At 60.7% G+C, this 16,040-nt stretch carries 18 protein-coding genes; 8 read left to right on the top strand and 10 right to left on the bottom strand.

Annotated elements, in window-relative coordinates; genetic code table 11:
• Nucleotides 1–22: 22 nt before the first annotated feature.
• Genes WB650_RS25160 through WB650_RS25150 form a run of 3 tightly spaced genes read right to left on the bottom strand, consistent with a single transcriptional unit; the run spans nt 23 to nt 4,563 of the window.
• Complete coding sequence (locus WB650_RS25160; RefSeq protein WP_422306796.1) at nt 23–1,837, bottom strand: ABC transporter ATP-binding protein; 1,815 nt, start codon at nt 1,835–1,837, stop codon at nt 23–25.
• Nucleotides 1,824–3,632 carry an ABC transporter ATP-binding protein gene (locus WB650_RS25155; RefSeq protein WP_422306798.1) on the bottom strand — a complete coding sequence of 603 codons (1,809 nt, stop codon included), beginning with the start codon at nt 3,630–3,632 and terminating at the stop codon, nt 1,824–1,826. The genes WB650_RS25160 and WB650_RS25155 overlap by 14 nt, the downstream gene beginning before the upstream one ends.
• A 52-nt stretch (nt 3,633–3,684) precedes the next feature.
• Nucleotides 3,685–4,563, bottom strand: coding sequence for a 5'-3' exonuclease (locus WB650_RS25150; protein WP_422306800.1), 879 nt, complete (start codon nt 4,561–4,563; stop codon nt 3,685–3,687).
• Nucleotides 4,564–4,871: 308 nt separating this feature from the next.
• On the opposite strand from WB650_RS25150, the gene WB650_RS25145 reads away from it, so the two are divergent.
• From WB650_RS25145 to WB650_RS25135, 3 genes are all read left to right on the top strand, one after another.
• Nucleotides 4,872–5,093 carry a dodecin gene (locus WB650_RS25145; protein ID WP_422306802.1) on the top strand — a complete coding sequence of 74 codons (222 nt, stop codon included), beginning with the start codon at nt 4,872–4,874 and terminating at the stop codon, nt 5,091–5,093.
• 457 nt (nt 5,094–5,550) lie between these two features.
• A complete protein-coding gene (locus WB650_RS25140; RefSeq protein ID WP_422291827.1) occupies nt 5,551–5,721 on the top strand; it encodes a Flp family type IVb pilin in 171 nt (56 codons plus the stop codon).
• A gap of 98 nt (nt 5,722–5,819) precedes the next feature.
• Entirely contained in the window at nt 5,820–5,990 is a 171-nt protein-coding gene (locus tag WB650_RS25135) for a Flp family type IVb pilin (protein ID WP_423962489.1), read from the top strand.
• A 461-nt stretch (nt 5,991–6,451) separates the two neighbouring features.
• Here the strand turns inward: WB650_RS25135 and WB650_RS25130 are convergent, their stop codons facing one another.
• Nucleotides 6,452–6,628 carry a Flp family type IVb pilin gene (locus WB650_RS25130; protein ID WP_422306953.1) on the bottom strand — a complete coding sequence of 59 codons (177 nt, stop codon included), beginning with the start codon at nt 6,626–6,628 and terminating at the stop codon, nt 6,452–6,454.
• 234 nt (nt 6,629–6,862) lie between these two features.
• On the opposite strand from WB650_RS25130, the gene WB650_RS25125 reads away from it, so the two are divergent.
• Nucleotides 6,863–7,624 (top strand): hypothetical protein, encoded by a 762-nt coding sequence (locus WB650_RS25125; protein WP_422306951.1) that lies wholly within the window; start codon nt 6,863–6,865, stop codon nt 7,622–7,624.
• Nucleotides 7,625–7,629: 5 nt separating this feature from the next.
• On the opposite strand, the gene WB650_RS25120 is transcribed toward WB650_RS25125, so the two are convergent.
• Together WB650_RS25120 and WB650_RS25115 are read right to left on the bottom strand one after the other, a co-directional pair.
• Nucleotides 7,630–8,088: an MmcQ/YjbR family DNA-binding protein gene (locus WB650_RS25120; RefSeq protein WP_423962487.1), complete on the bottom strand. Its 459-nt coding sequence runs from the start codon at nt 8,086–8,088 to the stop codon at nt 7,630–7,632.
• Between the two features lie 12 nt (nt 8,089–8,100).
• The gene (locus WB650_RS25115) at nt 8,101–8,487 is read right to left on the bottom strand and encodes a VOC family protein (protein ID WP_422306947.1); all 387 of its coding nucleotides are present in this window, start codon (nt 8,485–8,487) and stop codon (nt 8,101–8,103) included.
• A 155-nt stretch (nt 8,488–8,642) separates the two neighbouring features.
• Here WB650_RS25115 and WB650_RS25110 point away from each other — a divergent pair, with 155 nt between their 5' ends.
• Nucleotides 8,643–8,972 (top strand): hypothetical protein, encoded by a 330-nt coding sequence (locus WB650_RS25110; protein WP_422306945.1) that lies wholly within the window; start codon nt 8,643–8,645, stop codon nt 8,970–8,972.
• Between the two features lie 32 nt (nt 8,973–9,004).
• Here WB650_RS25110 and WB650_RS25105 read toward each other — a convergent pair whose 3' ends face one another.
• Complete coding sequence (locus WB650_RS25105; RefSeq protein ID WP_422306944.1) at nt 9,005–9,145, bottom strand: hypothetical protein; 141 nt, start codon at nt 9,143–9,145, stop codon at nt 9,005–9,007.
• A 261-nt stretch (nt 9,146–9,406) separates the two neighbouring features.
• Between WB650_RS25105 and WB650_RS25100 the strand changes: the two genes are divergently transcribed.
• A complete protein-coding gene (locus tag WB650_RS25100; protein WP_422306942.1) occupies nt 9,407–9,949 on the top strand; it encodes a YybH family protein in 543 nt (180 codons plus the stop codon).
• A gap of 273 nt (nt 9,950–10,222) precedes the next feature.
• Nucleotides 10,223–12,001 (top strand): acyl-CoA dehydrogenase family protein, encoded by a 1,779-nt coding sequence (locus tag WB650_RS25095; protein ID WP_422306940.1) that lies wholly within the window; start codon nt 10,223–10,225, stop codon nt 11,999–12,001.
• A 209-nt stretch (nt 12,002–12,210) separates the two neighbouring features.
• Here the strand turns inward: WB650_RS25095 and WB650_RS25090 are convergent, their stop codons facing one another.
• From WB650_RS25090 to WB650_RS25080, 3 genes are all read right to left on the bottom strand, one after another.
• The gene (locus WB650_RS25090; RefSeq protein ID WP_422306938.1) at nt 12,211–13,014 is read right to left on the bottom strand and encodes an alpha/beta fold hydrolase; all 804 of its coding nucleotides are present in this window, start codon (nt 13,012–13,014) and stop codon (nt 12,211–12,213) included.
• Nucleotides 13,015–13,105: 91 nt separating this feature from the next.
• Nucleotides 13,106–13,717: a ubiquinol-cytochrome c reductase iron-sulfur subunit gene (locus tag WB650_RS25085; protein ID WP_422306936.1), complete on the bottom strand. Its 612-nt coding sequence runs from the start codon at nt 13,715–13,717 to the stop codon at nt 13,106–13,108.
• A 160-nt stretch (nt 13,718–13,877) separates the two neighbouring features.
• On the bottom strand, nt 13,878–14,315 hold the full coding sequence (locus WB650_RS25080) for a hypothetical protein (protein ID WP_422306934.1): 438 nt from the start codon (nt 14,313–14,315) through the stop codon (nt 13,878–13,880).
• Between the two features lie 90 nt (nt 14,316–14,405).
• On the opposite strand from WB650_RS25080, the gene WB650_RS25075 reads away from it, so the two are divergent.
• On the top strand, nt 14,406–15,758 hold the full coding sequence (locus WB650_RS25075) for a TolB family protein (protein ID WP_423962484.1): 1,353 nt from the start codon (nt 14,406–14,408) through the stop codon (nt 15,756–15,758).
• The last annotated feature ends 282 nt before the right edge of the window (nt 15,759–16,040 follow it).

Below are 16,040 nucleotides of genomic sequence, written 5' to 3'. Positions count from 1 at the left end.
CGCGTCCCGGATGTAGCGAGCGTTATCGATACGCGGCGGCCTGGATACCGTACAGCTCGGCATACTGTCCGCCTTTTGCCATCAGCGCTTCGTGAGTGCCGACCTCCGCGACGCGCGCCCCGTCGAGCACGACGATCTGATCGGCCATCCGTACCGTGCTGAACCGATGCGAGATCAGGATGGTGATCTGCCCCTTCCGTCCGTTGCCGGAGCTACCATCGCGCCGCTCACTGCGCGCGGCAGCAGCGTAACGCTCGAACAACGCATGTTCGGTCTCGGCGTCGAGCGCCGCGGTTGGTTCATCGAGCACCAGCAGGAGCGGATGATCCCGCATGAAGCCGCGCGCCAGCGCCAGCTTCTGCCATTGTCCAAAACTCACTTCGACTCCGCCGGGCCAGGTCGGGCCGAGCTGCGTCTCGAGGCCGGCATTCAGATGCGCGATCACGTCGTCGGCGCCGGCACGATTGACCGCGGCAACGACGGCGGGTTCGTCATCGAGTCGCGGGACGTCGCCGAGGCCGACCGTGTGACGCGCGCGAAATTCGAAGCGGAAAAAATCCTGAAACGCGCCCGCGACGTGCTCGCGCCAGTCGTCAGCAGGAATCCGCGCAAGGTCGATTCCGTCGACGAGGATCCGCCCTTCATCGGGCTGGTAAAGCCGGGCCAGCAGCTTCACCAGAGTACTTTTTCCGGCGCCGTTCTCACCGACGATCGCAATCACTGACCCTTGCTTTAGATCGACGCTCACATCTTGGAGCACGTGTCGCGTGGTTCCCGGATATGCAAACGACACGTGCTCGAGGCGGATTCCGTCGACCAGGCGATCGGGTGCGGGAGTGTCCGCATGCTCTGTCAGCGCGGCAGCGTAATCCTCGAGCCACGCCAGCCGACGGGAACCGTCGAGCCAGATGCCGCGCAGAAATCCAATTTCGCCGACCGTCGCGCCGATGTACGCCGAAAGCCGCGATCCCGCTGCGAGCACCAGCAGCACCTGTCCGGACGTCGCGTGAAGCCCGATCGTAACGTACACAATCGCGCCGATGTAACCCGCGCCGAAGATCAGCCACGCCACTGTATGCCACGCCGCACTGCCCCAACGCGCCGAAGCGACCGGTCCATACCATCGCTCCCATGCCTCGTGCCGCAATTTCACCAGGCGGTTTCCAATTCGCGCGACGCGCACTTCTTTTCCGGGGGGCGCGGTGGTCGCGACGGTGAACAGATGCCGCGCGAGACGATTCGCGGATGCGCCACGCTCCTCCGCCGCGCGCTCGATCCCGGGCCGCCAGGTCGAGGTCAGCACTGTGGGCAGCGCGAACGTTGCGAGCAGCGCAAGGATCGGGCTGATCGTCATCAGCAGCACTACCGTAACACCGAGCCGCAGGATCCATCCGCAGGTCGAGAACAGCGACATGTACATGTGGTCGAGCACGAAGACCTGGTCGCGCAGCACTGCGAGCCGGTCGAGGTATTCGGGACGTTCGTGATGCGCGATCGTCGCGACCGTGGCCTGCAGCCTCGCGACGTGGGACTCGAGCGCAATCGTCAGACGGTCGCGGAAGCGGCGCTGGACGCGGTCGCTGGTCACGCGGAGGAACCAGGTGCCGACGGCAGAGACGCCCAGGCCCATCGCGGATGCGATCACCTCGAAGCGATCGTGACTCGTCACGCCGTTCGCCAGCAGCATCAGCCACAACGCGAGCAGCGCGTCGGGCAATGCCGCCAGCAGCGACAGCCCGAACGCCACGGTCAACAGGCGAGGCTCCGCCTGGTAGCCGCGCTTGAGTGCGCGCCACATCGCGGGAATCGCAGCCGGCATGTCGTCATGCGGGCTCATCGAGTGCAACTCCTTCATCGACGCCGGCAGCGGATTCGCCGAAGCGCGACGCCTGCAAGTCGAACATCGTGTGGTAACGTCCGCCGATCGCCATCAGTTCGTCATGCGTGCCGAGTTCGACCACGCCTCCGTGTTCGAGCACGCAGATGCGATCCGCGTGACGCACGGTCGAGAATCGATGCGATATCAAGATGGTGGTGGTGTGATGCGTCGCGGTGAGGATGCGATCGAAAATCTCGCTCTCGCCGCGCACGTCGAGTTGCGCGGTCGGCTCGTCGAGCAGCACCACTCCCGCGCCGAGCTTGACCGCGCACAGCGCCCGCGCGAGCGCGATCCGCTGCCACTGGCCGCCGGAAAGATCGGTGCCGCCCTGGTATCCGCGGGCGAGCACCGTGTCGAGCGATGCGAGATTTGCCGCGCCTGCTTGCGCGAGCGCCTGCTCGATAGCGTCGTCGGGCGCGCCGGCGGGGGCAACGTTGTCACGCAGCGGCAGCTCGAATTTAGTGAAGTCCTGGAACACAGCGGTCACCCGCTCGCGCCATGCGTCGATGTCGAGCTCGCGCAGATCGACGCCGTCGACCTCGATCGCTCCTTCATCTGGATCGTAGAGGCGGCACAATAGTTTCGCGAGCGTGGTCTTGCCGGCGCCATTCTGGCCGACGATCGCGAGCGACGTACCGGCCGGAATCGTCAAATCAAAATTTGCCAGCACCGGGTCTTTAGTTCCGGGATATGCGAAGTTCACGTTCCGAAAACGGATCTCGCGCGACGGCATGTTTTGCGCAGCGCGGTTTCCATGCGCGAGTTTCCCGGCCGGTGCCATCGCATCTTGCAGACGAATCACAGCGCCAGCCGGCGCCGCGGCACCGTCGAGCGCCCATGACAATCCGCCGAATGCGATCATGCTCGTGCTGACTGCGGCGCTGGCGAATGTGACGACGTGACCGACCGCGATGCGACCGGCGGCCGCGTCCGCTGCCAGCGCCCAGAACACGATCAGGTTGGCGCACAGCACTATCAGCAGGCTCCACAGCACCGGCTGCTCGCGAAGGCGAGTCGCCTCCCATCGGAGATCGAACAGGCGGCGTCGTCGCGAAGTGAAACGCTCGATCGTCCACGATGCGAGTCCGAACAGCCGTAGTTCCTTGGCCGCGGGCGGATCGACTGCGAGCCGGTACGCATAGTCGGCGTGGCGCTGTGCCTCGCGCACCTCATCTGTATTGCGATCGCGCCACACTCCGCTTTCTCGCAAAAGCCAATGCGTCGCGAGCCACGCACCCGCGAGTACGATCGGCGCCCACCACGCGTAAGCTGCCAGCACGACGGCTGACAACAGTCCTCCGACCATCTCGACCAGCCCTGACGCGATGAAGTCCATCGAGATACTCATCGGCGGTCCGCTGATTCCGAGGTCGAAGTCGCGCGCCATCGCGAGGTCGGTCGTAAGTCGCGGATCTTCGAGATGCCCCATGCCGGGCGGGCTGACGCACGCGATCGTCAACTGATCGTAAAGCCATGCCGCGACCCGGCTGCCGAGGTTCATGCCGACCGCATGATGAAACGGCGGCGTGACCTGAAGCAGAACGAACACGGTGCCGACCGCGAGAAGCGGCGTGCCGAGCGGATTGCCGTGTTGCACGGCACCGACCAGCGCGCCCATCGCGATCGCGAACAGCGCGGGCAGCGATCCGCGCAGCCCGAGCGCAGTCCACCACGCAATCGCGAGCGGGCGATCGGCTTTCAGCAAAACGCCGAAGAACTTCCACTCAGGACGCGCTTTTAGACGATCGAACATCGGGCCCATCATTATGATCGTATAACCGCCGACGCACAGCTTCGGTTACGCATCATGACTGCCACCGTTTCGGCACGGTCTTCAGTCTTTGAACTCCGAGCTCGTCACACCATCGCTCGAAGCGCGCGCGCGGCACGCCGTGAAATTCCAGATCTTCGAGCGAGCATCCGAGCGGAACCGTATCAAGCAGCGTCGCGAGCTTGCGGTAGAGGAGGGCGTCCTCGCGATGCTCGACCAACGTCGCCGCGAGCTGTAGCGCGCCGCGTGGCGTTACCTTCCACTCGGCGGGATTCGCGGGAATCTGTTCGATCGCTTTGTAAGCGCCGATCAGCATCGATGCCGTCTTCTTGCCGAATCCTGGCAGCCCGGGAAAGCCGTCGGCGCTGTCGCCGGTCAACGCCAGGAAGTCCGCCATGCTTTCAGGGCCGAACCCGCGCTCAGCGCGAAACGCCGACTCGTTCGTCACTTTTTTCTGACGCCGATCCACCTGCACCACGCGATCGTCCTGTATGCATTGGCCGAGATCCTTGTCGGGCGTGAGAATCCGCACTTGCTCGACCTGGTCGCGAAACATGCGAGCCCCGGTCGCCAGTCCGTCGTCTGCTTCGTCCTCGCGCATCGACCAGACCGACGCGCCAATCGCGCGAACGGCATCCTCCGCCGCATCGAACTGCGACCGTAGCTCGGGCGGGACGCCTTCATCGCTCTTGTAGGGCAGAAAGAGATCATTGCGAAACGATCGGATCGGATTGTCGAACGCGATCGCAATGTGGGTGACTGCTTCGTCCGCGTCATGCAGCAGCGCCAGCATCGACTCGACGATGCCCACCGACGCCTTGGCATCCTTGCCCGAAGGATCGCTATGACCCGGGCGCGGCGCAAAGTGCGCCCGATAGAGCTCGTACGTTCCGTCAACTAGATGCAGTCTCATGTTTCGAGCATAGCTCGCATCATCTATTGTTGCGGCAGCGCATATATCTCGTCAGCGATTGCGATTACTCGCCGAGAATCGTCCAGTTCCCGTTGCACCACCAGCGCGTAGTTCGTGCCTCCAGCAATATAAATGGCTCCCAGAGCGATCGTGCTGCTGTCGGTGACTGACGCGATCTTGCCTTGCAGAGTCTCTTTGTCGCCGATTTAATATAGGTAACCGCTTGCGCACCTGCAGATATTCGGAATATTGGAGCGATAGTGCAATGCATCGCGCACGAGCGATGTACTCACGCAAAGGAGACTTCGATGCCGGACAAGACATACAAGATAATCGAGGTGGTTGGCGTATCCGATGACAGCGTCCAGCAGGCGGTGCGCAACGCAATAACTAAAGCCCGCGAGACAATCCGGAACATTGACTGGTTCGAGGTCAGGAATATTCGCGGCTCGGTGAACAAGGCGGGCGATGTGAGCTTCCAGGTGGAAGTGCGGATCGGCTTTCGCCTGGAAGGCGACGCCGTCGTTTGAAATCGCCCGCATGGAGCGAAGCCGGCCGAAGCGCCTGGCTGGGCGAGCCGGTTGACGCTGTCTGAAAATAAAAACGGGCCAGCGACGAAATCACCAGCCCGCGGCCGACCGGGAAAGGGGGGCAAACCCAGTCAGTCACTCCTTACTATCAAATCTTCAGCGCGAGAGTCTATCGAAGATTTTTAATTGGCGATAATTTGGTAACGCCAAGTGCCTCTGTGAGTGTGCGAAAAGTACTCTTCCAGCCGGCTTAGGTGACCTCGTGAAATTTTCCTACTTTTAGCTCTTTACATAAGCGTACAGTTAGTATACTAATCAAACAGTTGGTTGTGGTCACTTAACGCGGATAAAGCTGACTCGAACTGTCAGCGCGGAAAGGCGGCACGAGGCCAGATTTAAATACGGGGACAATGGCCAATTTCGGCCTAATAAACAGACTGAAGGAGGATACGGGACAATGGACATGATCACGAAGATGTTTGTGAAGGCTCGCGAGTATCAGAAGGGACAGACCATGGCGGAATACGCGCTGATTCTGGCGGCCGTGGCAGTCGTAGTGTTCGTCGGCTACCAGACGATGGGCACGACCATCACCACGTTGCTCGGCAGCGTGGACGGCAAGCTCTAAATTCGAGGAAGAACGAAGTCCTGGGGTGGCGGACTAACCCACCGCCACCCCCACATTAAAACGAGCTTGGGAAGCTCATCGGAAGGAAGGAACGGGAAATGGACAGTATCACCAAGTTAGTGGTCCGAGCGCGTGAATTTAACCGCGGCCAGACGATGGCGGAATACGCACTGATCCTGGCCGCAGTCGCGGTAGTGGTATTCGTCGGGTACCAAACGATGGGCACGACGATTACATCGCTGTTGGGGACAGTCGACGGGAGCCTGTAAGCGCGTTGAAGGTCGTGCGGAATGGTTTCTTAGCGGGGACTCCAACCAGTCCCCGCTAAGAACTCAATCCAAGAAACACGACCACCCTGGGAGGGGAAGTCAATGCGCCACCAGACGGGAGTTATTCGGATATTAGAAGAATCACGCGGTCAGACGATGGCCGAGTATGCGTTGATACTCGTGACGATTGCCGTGGTAGCTGCAGCCTTGGTGCAGAGCGCGGGCACCATCGTCTTGGAATTGGTCCACAATGTGTCCCTGCTTTTCTCCTAGATGGTGAACTGCGCGGGTCAGTGGCGTCCACCGTGGACGTTGTCTCTTTGATCAGATCTGATCGCTAGCTACGCTCGTAGCGACGCGGAAAATGTACGGGCCAGCGATGAACCTCGCCAGCCCGAAGCCGATTAGTGTAAGGGGGGCAAACACCAACCAGCGCCTCCCTGACTATCAGACTGTCGCGCTTAGGCCCAGAGCTTTGCGTCGATGGTCGTCTCGACGGTTGTGATCGTCGAGCCCATCGTCTGGTATGCCGCGAAAGGCACGACGGCGACTGCGGCCACTATCAGCGCATACTCGGTCATCGTTTGGCCCGGCTGATACTCGCGCACCTTTACAAATATTGGGGTGAGCGCCTCCATCCGCCGAATCCTCCTGTTGCGAATTTCCAGTGACCGACATCCGCGCGCCGGCCTGCGTCGCCCCGTTTTGGAAAATCGTGCAGATTCGATGGAAGCTGCAGCGGCAGGGAACTTCGCTCGCGCGCCGGCCCGAGCCTTGGGCGGCGGGACCGACAGCAGGTATCCATCTCCGATCACTTGCTATTATCGGTACAAATCTAACTATTCAAACGCACTGAGGAGGTTCGATCTGCGATGAAGCTGCGGAGGGTCGCTGCTCTACTTATCGGGTTCGTCCTGATTGCAAGTTCAGCTCGTGCCGATTCTACGCCGAGCCTTAACCTTGAGGGCACGGGGAATCTTGGTCCCGGCCCGGGTGCGTGTGTGGTGGCGGGATGCGCGGGCTCGTTCAGTGCGACCCTGTCGGGGCAACTGGCCGAAGCGGTGAGCGCGGCACCGTTGCAGATAAATCTGCAGGTCGGAAACAGATTTGTATGTACCTGCGGACCTGCATCGGTAGTTCCGTGCCCGGCTGCGATCCCATGTCCGACGCCGGCCGGCGGATCAGCGTCAGCGGGAACCGCGAGTCCGAGCGTTTCGGCAAAAACCGGAGGCGGACATCCCAACCTCGAAGCTCAGATTGCGGCGCTTCAGCAGCAGGCCCAATCTCTTCAGCAGCAAATGAACGCGCTGGTGTCGGGAGGCTTGGGATTTCCGCTAGCGCCGGGATGCTTGCCCGCGACTGGAAGCGGCACGTTCTTAAGCACGCAGTACAGCGTGAATTTCACCGGTCAGCTCTGTTCCGATAACGCCAACCACCTGGTGTTGTCGGGAGCGGTTTCGATTGTCCAATCTCCCTTGTCCGCAGGATTGGTGACCTGGGCGGCGGGGACCCTGGTCGCGTCCGGATCGATCCATATACCAGCTCCGCCGACCGGCAATCCGATACCGATCAGCGGCCCGATGGTCGTCAGCATCGTCGGCGCGGTTGGTGAAATTCCAGCACTGGTGCCGTAGCTGCTTTAGCGGAACGGGCCTTGCGCTTTCCTTCGTCGCGCGGGCCTCGAGGTTTGTTTCGCAACAGGATCGCCGATGCCGGCCTTGCTTTTATTCCGAGCCCTGGACGGCACTGACAGCAGGTATCCATCTTTCAGGATTGCCGCGGTCTGGTCCCATTTGACTTTGTAGTCGATGCGGACGCCGACCCATCCTTGCTTGCCCATGTATGGCGGTACGAAGAAGCGCTTCGGATCCGAGTTGACCAGGATTTCCTGAACCATCGCGGGCGCCTTGACCCACACGGCGAGGTGGCCGCTGCTGTGGTGATTGTTGTCGGTCATCGCGAACATGCTTCCGCCGGCTACGCGAAAGGTACACTCGCCCCAGGCTTCTTTTTCGAAGACCTCGGGCATCGCGAGACAGATCTCGCGCAATTTCTTTATCGCGGGATTTGAATCGTCATACATGCGCGGATGTGCCATCGCGTTACTCGCTCACTTCTTATTAGTTGCGATCCACCACGTGTTGCCCGATGTGTCCTTCACGCCTCCGACGCGATCGCCCCAGGTCATGTTAGCCGGCTCCCTGATGGCCTTGGCGCCAAGGCCCACCGCGCGTTTGTAGGTCGCATCGACGTCCGGAACGTAGATATAGATCGCGGCCGCCATCGAGGGATCGGAAAAATAGCCGTTGCCAAACAGCAAGTGCGCGTCGCCGATTTTGGCCTCGGCGTGGAATTGCCCTTCGGCGTCAGGGGTCGGAGCGTGGGTCACCTCGGCGCCGAAAGCATTCTTGAGGAAGTCTACCAGGTCGAGCTTCGCATACAGGTAAGGTGTGATCGTCGTGTAGCCGGGCTGGATGTGATTGTTCGTCGCGCTCATGGTCGCTCCTGGCGATCGCGTGATTGATGACCTAGCCGGGAATCATTACTACTAGAACTCCAGGCGCGTCGGAATGTTACGGTCCTGGAGATTGCTTGCAGGGAAACGAAAATGTTGTTGGCGCGAAAAATGACTCAGTACGACGGAGGTGGGGGATGCGGGTGATTGTCGCGATGCTGGCCCTGATCGGAATGACGACGGCGGGATGCTTCCAGGTACAACCTCAGACCTTGCCGTCCACGACCATGAGCAGTTGGGGACCGGCCGGAGGCTTCACGATGTCGTCCGGGTCGACATGCGCCGGTCATGCGACGCTCACCGCGGGACATACCTCGGTCAGTGATCCGTGCTTCACCGGCGTCGATGACGTAGTGGTTTGCACGGACAATTCGACGGTGAGCGCCGTTGAATGCAGCCCCGGCACCGGCTACCTGGTTATCTCAGGAAGCGGAAGCGACATGATCTCATATTCCCGGGTCAAATAGTCGCCGGGGCCAAGAGATCACTTCCCCTACGCTTAGTGGAAGTGGCTGGTTCCCACCAGGAGATAGATCAGCAGGATGACCAGCATCGCCGGCACGAGGCCGCCGTACCTGCCGTAATTGCGAAAGCCATAGTAGGTGAAACCTCCACTAACCAGCAGAAGCAACAAAAGCATCAGCACCATCACCGCATCCTCCCTCGCTATTCGTGCCGCCCGCTAAATGCGGCAAGCTGGCGCAAATTGTACTCGCATGACAACAAGTTATCGAGATGGCGTGACAAGCTAATGTCAGTGCGACTTCCAGCAGCTCGCGCTCTCCCAGACTAAATCAAATTTTCGAGTACCCGCGCATATTCACCATATATTCTCGTTCGAAGGCAGCCGTTAAACTGGCAGCGGTCTGACGCAGCGCTATCGTGCGGGAGGGGGGATTAGTTGGAATTTTCAGGATGTTGGCGAAACATACTTTCGGTCGCGATTGCAGTCGTATTGCTCAGCCTCGCGCCGCCACTGGCCCATACTGCGCGCGCACAGTCGCAAGCTCCCGCATCGTCGACGTCGAACGAGAATGACATCCGCGCCGCGACCGTACTTTTCTATGCCGCGTTCAACAGCGCCTTGCACGGCGACCTCGCTCCGATGAGCGCCGTCTGGTCCCATCGCCCCGACGTCACCAGTCTGAGCGCGGCGGGAGGCCACGCAAAGGGATGGAATGAAGTTTACGCAGGATTTCAAAACATCGCTCGACTCTATCCCGGCGGCAACATCGAACAGCGCGACATGACCATCGTCGCGGGAAAGGACATGGGCTATTCGGTCTGTATCGAGACCGGCCAATTGCGCTCGTCAGAAGGGCCGATGGTCAAGTTCAATCAACGCGCGACCAATATCTTCCGCCTCGAAGGCGGGACTTGGAAGCTGATCCACCATCACGCTGACTCCAATCTCAACGAAGCGGATGTGTCGGCCTCCAGATAGCGCCGCACGAGGCGTCGAACAGTTCCGGAGCGTAGTTGCCGAGGCGCGAAAAGAGCGGCATGTAGTGCGATCGCACCACTCGTTGAACGAATCGATTTGCAGTAGACCGATCTGCGCGATGACGCGTCGCAGATGCCGGCGGTCGAGACGCGACGTTGGCCGCGATTCCGCGAACCCTTGCGCCGCCGGCGCGTCTGCCGAGCCTCGTCCGCCGATAGCGAAGTCTTCATGTTTATAGCCAATGCACCGCGAAAAGATTATTTCTAGCTTCCAATGACCTCTACTCTTTCAGGCAAACCGGCGAGCGATAACACGGCGGCCGGCCTGGTCGCGCCGGATTGTCGCGGGATGAATTTTTATCGCATCGACGGTGGGCTGCGCGACCTGCTCGATCTCCACATGGAACCGCGGTTGCGGGCTGCGATGGAGCCTCATCTTGATCGCCTCGGCAATCTCGCGGGCGGACGGCTCGACGAGCTTGCGGAAATCGCCGACAAGCATCCGCCGGTTCTCCACTCGCGCGATCGTTTTGGCCGCGACGAAGATTGGGTCGAGTTCCATCCTGCGTATCGCGAGATGGAGCGGATCGGGTTCGGCGAATTCGGGCTGCACGCGATGGCGCATCGGCCCGGCGTGCTCGGATGGAATAAACCGCTGCCCTATATCGCGAAGTACGCGTTTCAATATTTGTTCGTGCAGGCCGAGTTCGGCTTGATGTGCCCGATCAGCGTGACCGACACCGGCGCGGTGCTGGTCGAAAACTATGGCAGCGACGATTTGAAGGCGCGCTATCTCGGACGCATGCTGTCGCAGAACATGGACGAGATTTTCAAGGGCGCGCAGTACATGACCGAGCGCGCGGGCGGTTCCGACCTCGGCAACAGCGCGGTGGTTGCGAAGCGCGAGGGCGATTTCTGGCGGCTCTACGGCGACAAATGGTTTTGCTCGGCAGTTGACGGCGACGTCGTGTTGCTGCTCGCGCGACCCGAAGGCGCGTCTGACGGCTCGAAGGGGCTCGGGCTCTTCCTGATGCCGCGGCGATTGGAAAACGGCGCGCGCAACAGCTATCGAATCGCGCGGCTCAAGGACAAATTCGGCACGCGCTCGATGGCGAGTGGCGAAGTCGTGCTCGAGGGCGCTTTTGCGTACCAGCTCGGCGCGCTCGACCGCGGCCTGCGCCAGATGATGGACATGGTGAATCTCAGCCGCATGTCGCACGGCGCGCGCGCCGCCGGCATGATGCGCCGATGCCTCAACGAGTCGATGCAGGTCGCGCGGCATCGCACGGCATTCGGGAAACCGATCATCGAGCATCCGTTGTTGCGGCGTCAGTTGATGAAGCTGATGGTGCCGACCGAGCAGGCGCTTTCGGTCTTCGCGTACGACGCGACAATGATGGACCGGGCGCGCGCGGGCGACGCGGAAGCCGAGCGCGTGATGCGTATCCTGACCGCGGTGCTGAAGTTCCGCGCGTGCCGCGACAACATCCGCGTCGCGACCGGCGCGATGGAGGTGCGCGGCGGCAACGGTTACATCGAGGATTGGGTCAACTCGCGGCTGATTCGCGACGCGCACATCGGCGTGCTGTGGGAGGGTACCAGCAACATCAATGCGCTCGACGTGATCAATCGCGCGGTCGCGAAATCCGGCGGCCACGAAACTCTCGGGCGTGCTCTGAAAGAGAAACTCCAGGCATCTCCCGCCGCGCCCGCGGCTTTTCGCGCTGAGATCTCAAAGCTGATAGATCGTGCGGTCGCATTCGCGGGCGACGTCGCATCCAAGCCCAAGCATGAACGCCTGGCGCGCCTCGCGACCGACGCTCTTTATAATGTAGCGAGCGCCGCGCTGATGACATGGGAGGGTGCGACCGCCGGCGCCAACGGCCACGACGCGCGCCGCCTGGTCCTTGCGCGCATGGTCGTCGAGCATCGCCTGCGCGCCGAAGATCCGATGGCGATCGCAGATTCAGACTGGGAAGAAGACGCGACCGCCGCGCTGCTCGATCCTGCGCCGGTGTCGCTCGATCACGCCAGTCAGCTTGTTAGTGCTTGAGAAAAGATCTGCAGTGCTTCCTGGCTTTGTGACGAACGAAGCGCGCTGGCGCGCGAGATCCTTCGCTTCGCTCAGGATGACGAAAAATTCGCGGTGGATGACGGGAGTAGGATCGTTCCTAATCTGTCATTCTGAGCCGCCGCGGCGAAGAATCTCGACGGACGCTCCGGCGTCCGTTGTCTATTGCTAGACGCTTCTCCAGCGCTGAATCAGTTCCTCAGCCACTGCACGATCTTCTGATGAATCCCGACCGGGTCGGCGGCCTGGAATGCGTGGCCGGCTCCCGGGATTATGTACATCTCGGCCTGCGGGATTTTGCTCTTGATGAGATTCGAGTTCTCCGGTGGTACCAGCACGTCCTTGTCGCCGTGGACCAGTAGCACGGGGCACTTGATTTGCCCCAGCCGGTCGAACGCGTTGAAGGTCTGGATTCCCGCAAACGCGCGGTCCGCGGTTTCCGGTGGCGTCGGCGGCATCATCTTGGCTCCCGCGACCATCATCGGTTTGATCTCAGGATGTTCTGCGATGAATTCCGGCGGCATCAGTACCGGGAGCAGAATGTCGAAGGCCTTCTCGGCATCGGTCGGCATCATCTTCTGCGCAGTCATCAATTTCTCGACAATTTCCGGCGATGCCATCTTCGCGGTCGTGCCTCCCGCCATCGTGCATCCGAGAACAACCGTCGTGACCTGTTCTGGATGTCTGAGCGTAAGTTCCTGCGCGATCATTCCTCCCATCGACACGCCGAAAACTTTCGCCTTCGCGATTCCGAGCGCCTTCAACAGATTGCTCGCGTCATCGGCCATGCCCTCGACGGTGTAGATCCCTTCGGGTTTGTCGCTGAGTCCGGTGCCGCGATTGTCGAAGTAGATGCTCTTGAAGCCGCTGAAGAACGGCAGCGACGGAATCCATGCGGCGCCCGACATGCCGAATCCCATGATCAGCAGCAGCGGCTCGCCCTCGCCGAAAGTGTCGTAGTTGAGATTGATGTTACCGGCTTTGATTACTGGCATCGCGGAAAGGTCCTCCCCGTAGAAACCTCACCCCTAGCCCCTCTCCCTTCTGGAGAGGGGAGCAAGATGAGCAGGTCGCAAAGTTTTCCGGTCAGGCGAGCTTCAGGATGCTCTCGGGATGCTGTTCGTTGGGATCGACGCCTGGCTCCATTTCGTAGATTACCGACTTGTCGACCACCAACTGCCCGTCGTCGCCGACGTAAATCTTGAATCGATCCATCGGGCGCGGTGCGGGTCCCTCAAAGTTGAGTCCGCTGATGTAGTAGCCGGAGCCGTGACACGGGCACTTGAACTTCTGCTCCGTCTTGAGCCATCGCGGCGTGCATCCGAGATGAGTGCACTTGGCGAAGATTGCGTAGAAGCCCGCCTTGGTGCGGATGATCCAGGTGCGGAAATCCTGCTTGTATTTTTCGCTGACTTCGCCGACCACGTAGTCGTCCGGGAAGCCGGCTTTGAATTTCGATGGCGGCAGAAAGAGCACGCGCGGGAATGCCGAGCGAACCGCGGCGAGCAGCCCGATCAGCGAGAATACGCCGAAGCCCGCCCATCCGAGCACGCCCAGAAAATCGCGACGGCTCCACAAGGTGCCGAGCTCAGTTTTTTCCTTGTCGCGTTTCGCGCGTTCTTTTGCCTGCTCGTCCTCGCGCCATTTCTTGAGTTCGGCGGGATCGGTCGGGGCCTTCTCTTTAAGTGCAACAGCCATCTAGGTCACGCAACCTCCCAAGTCCTGACGAGCCTACATTAGCTCGTCCACATCTGATTGGACGTATCCGATTAGCAAAAATTCTATTACTCAAAGATACGCAAGATTCAAGGGCGAAGATAACCCCTGAAACTCAGCAGAATTTGCGGGACGCGAAAATTCAGTGAAGCGCCGGCTGAACGCTCGAGGGCGGCAACGTCACCGGTGGCGCCGCTGGCCTGATAACGGTTGCATTGGTCGTGGCCGGCGCGCGCGTCGGAGACCAATCTTGCGGTGCCGTCGAGGTCGACGCCTGGTCCATAGTGTTATCGGGAATGATCGGCACCGGCGGCGGAGGTGACGTATCGTTGCCGCCTACCGGCCTGAAGGCCGGCGCCATGGCACTGTCGTTGGCGAGCCAGTGAGCAGGACGCGCCACTGCCCATTCGAGCGCGTAGCCGATCGGATAGAGGAGGTCGGCGAAGAGCGCGAGCGGCTGCGAATCCTCGTCGTGATATTCTTTGGGGTTCTGTTGATCGTTGTCGTTGTACTGTGCGTGTGAAACGGTCGGCAGTCCAACGAACAGCGCGGCGCAGAAAATAATTGCAACTAAGCGCATGCGGACAACTTTGCGGATTGTCCGCGGTCGTGTCAACACATCCGCAATCGTTCTTGCGCTGGCACCCCTGCAGGCGCAATTCTAGGCGCGATGACCCTACCGGCCGTGCGCTCCCTCTGTGCGTGCTTGCAAACCTCCACCGCTGCGGCACTCATTCTTATATTCGCGCTGGGATCCAATGCTCATGGTGCGGAGCCGGCCGGCATGATCGCGTACGTCGGCACCGATTCCAACATCTACTACTGCGACACCAAATGCGCGCAGCCGAAATGCATCACCTGCAAGGCGGCCGCGATGCACGTGAGGCGCGACGACGCGGTAAGGCCAGTGATGCTCACCGACGACACCCCAGACTCGGGCCCTGCTGCGGGCGGCACTGATTACGGATGGCCGACGATCTCGCCCGACGGCAAGCGCATCGCGTATTCGGCCGAGACGCACAAACAAGCGGAAGATTCGTACGCAGTGTGGGTTTACGACCTCGCGCGCAGCCAGGCGATGCTGATCTTCGAGAGTCGATCCGAGAACATCGTCTATATCGTCTGGACGCCTGACGGGCACCTTTCATTTCTGCTCGGCGAGGAGTCGCGGAGACTCAGTCTGGTGCTGGCCGAGGTCAAGGAATCGACACCGGTGAGAATCGTCACCACCGGGATGCCCCTGTACTTCGATTGGAGTCCGCAGCCAGGCGAGGTTGCGTTGCACACGCTCGCGCTCGACCCGGATCGCACCGAGCAGGTTTCGTTGATGAGACTGACACCCACCAGCCAGAATATAATCAAGGTGCTGTCGACGGGACGCACGCCGTTCAAGACTCCCGCATGGTCGCCTGACGGCAAGCATCTCGCGTACGTCGAGAACTACCACGCCGAATCGAACATCGTGGTGGCCGACGCCGACGCGAGTCATCCGCGATCGGTCGTGAGTTTGCCGGTGGGGGAGAATAGTTTCGTGTGGGCGCCTGACTCGGAGCACCTGGCGTACGCGACCGCGATCACGCCGCAGGACCCGACCTATAGCGGTATCAAGCTGGTCGACATCGCCACCGCGAATTCGAAATGGCTGACCAAGGACGCCGTCGCCGCATTTTTCTTCGCGCCCGATTCGCGGCACGTCGCATTCATCGGCGTCCCCGAAGAGAAGCCGTACTATAGCTGGTCGGTGGTGGACGTTAAGACCGGCGCCCAAAAAGCGCTCGGCAACTTTCTCGCGACGCCCGACGAATCGACCGCCTACCGCTACTTCGATCAGCTGGCGGTATCGCACACGATCTGGGCGCCTGATTCGTCGGCATTCGTCTATGCTGGGGTTAAGCTCGAAGGCGCGCCGGACAAGGCACTGGGATTTGCGCCGTCGCCGTCGGCGTGGATCGTGCCGATCGACGGCAGCGCCCCGCACGCTATCTCAAACGCAGTGCTCGCGTTCTTCTCGCCCGCAAAGTAGGGTGCGTACCTGATGAAACGCATAAACAAAACACAGGCAAAGCTTCAGACTTTAAGCCGAGCCTCTCAAGGAAATGGAAAGGGTCCGGATCAGGCGAAGCTCGATAGCGGCTTAGACTAAATGATAAAGACGTTCGAGGACGTCAACCGGAAACTTGACCAGCTGATTGCCGAAGCCAAGGGATAAAAGAGCTGGCGACGCTCCGGCCCTTTCGCCTGGCAGGTTCCAACAGAAACGAAGAGCCGGGATTCTTCGCTCCGCAGACTCCGCCCTGAATGACAG

The sequence above is a fragment of the Binatus sp. (SeqCode) genome (assembly GCF_049584895.1).
Taxonomy (GTDB): domain Bacteria; phylum Desulfobacterota; class Binatia; order Binatales; family Binataceae; genus Binatus.
Note: the sequence above shows the minus strand (reverse complement) of the source record. Positions and strands in the feature narration are given on the sequence as shown.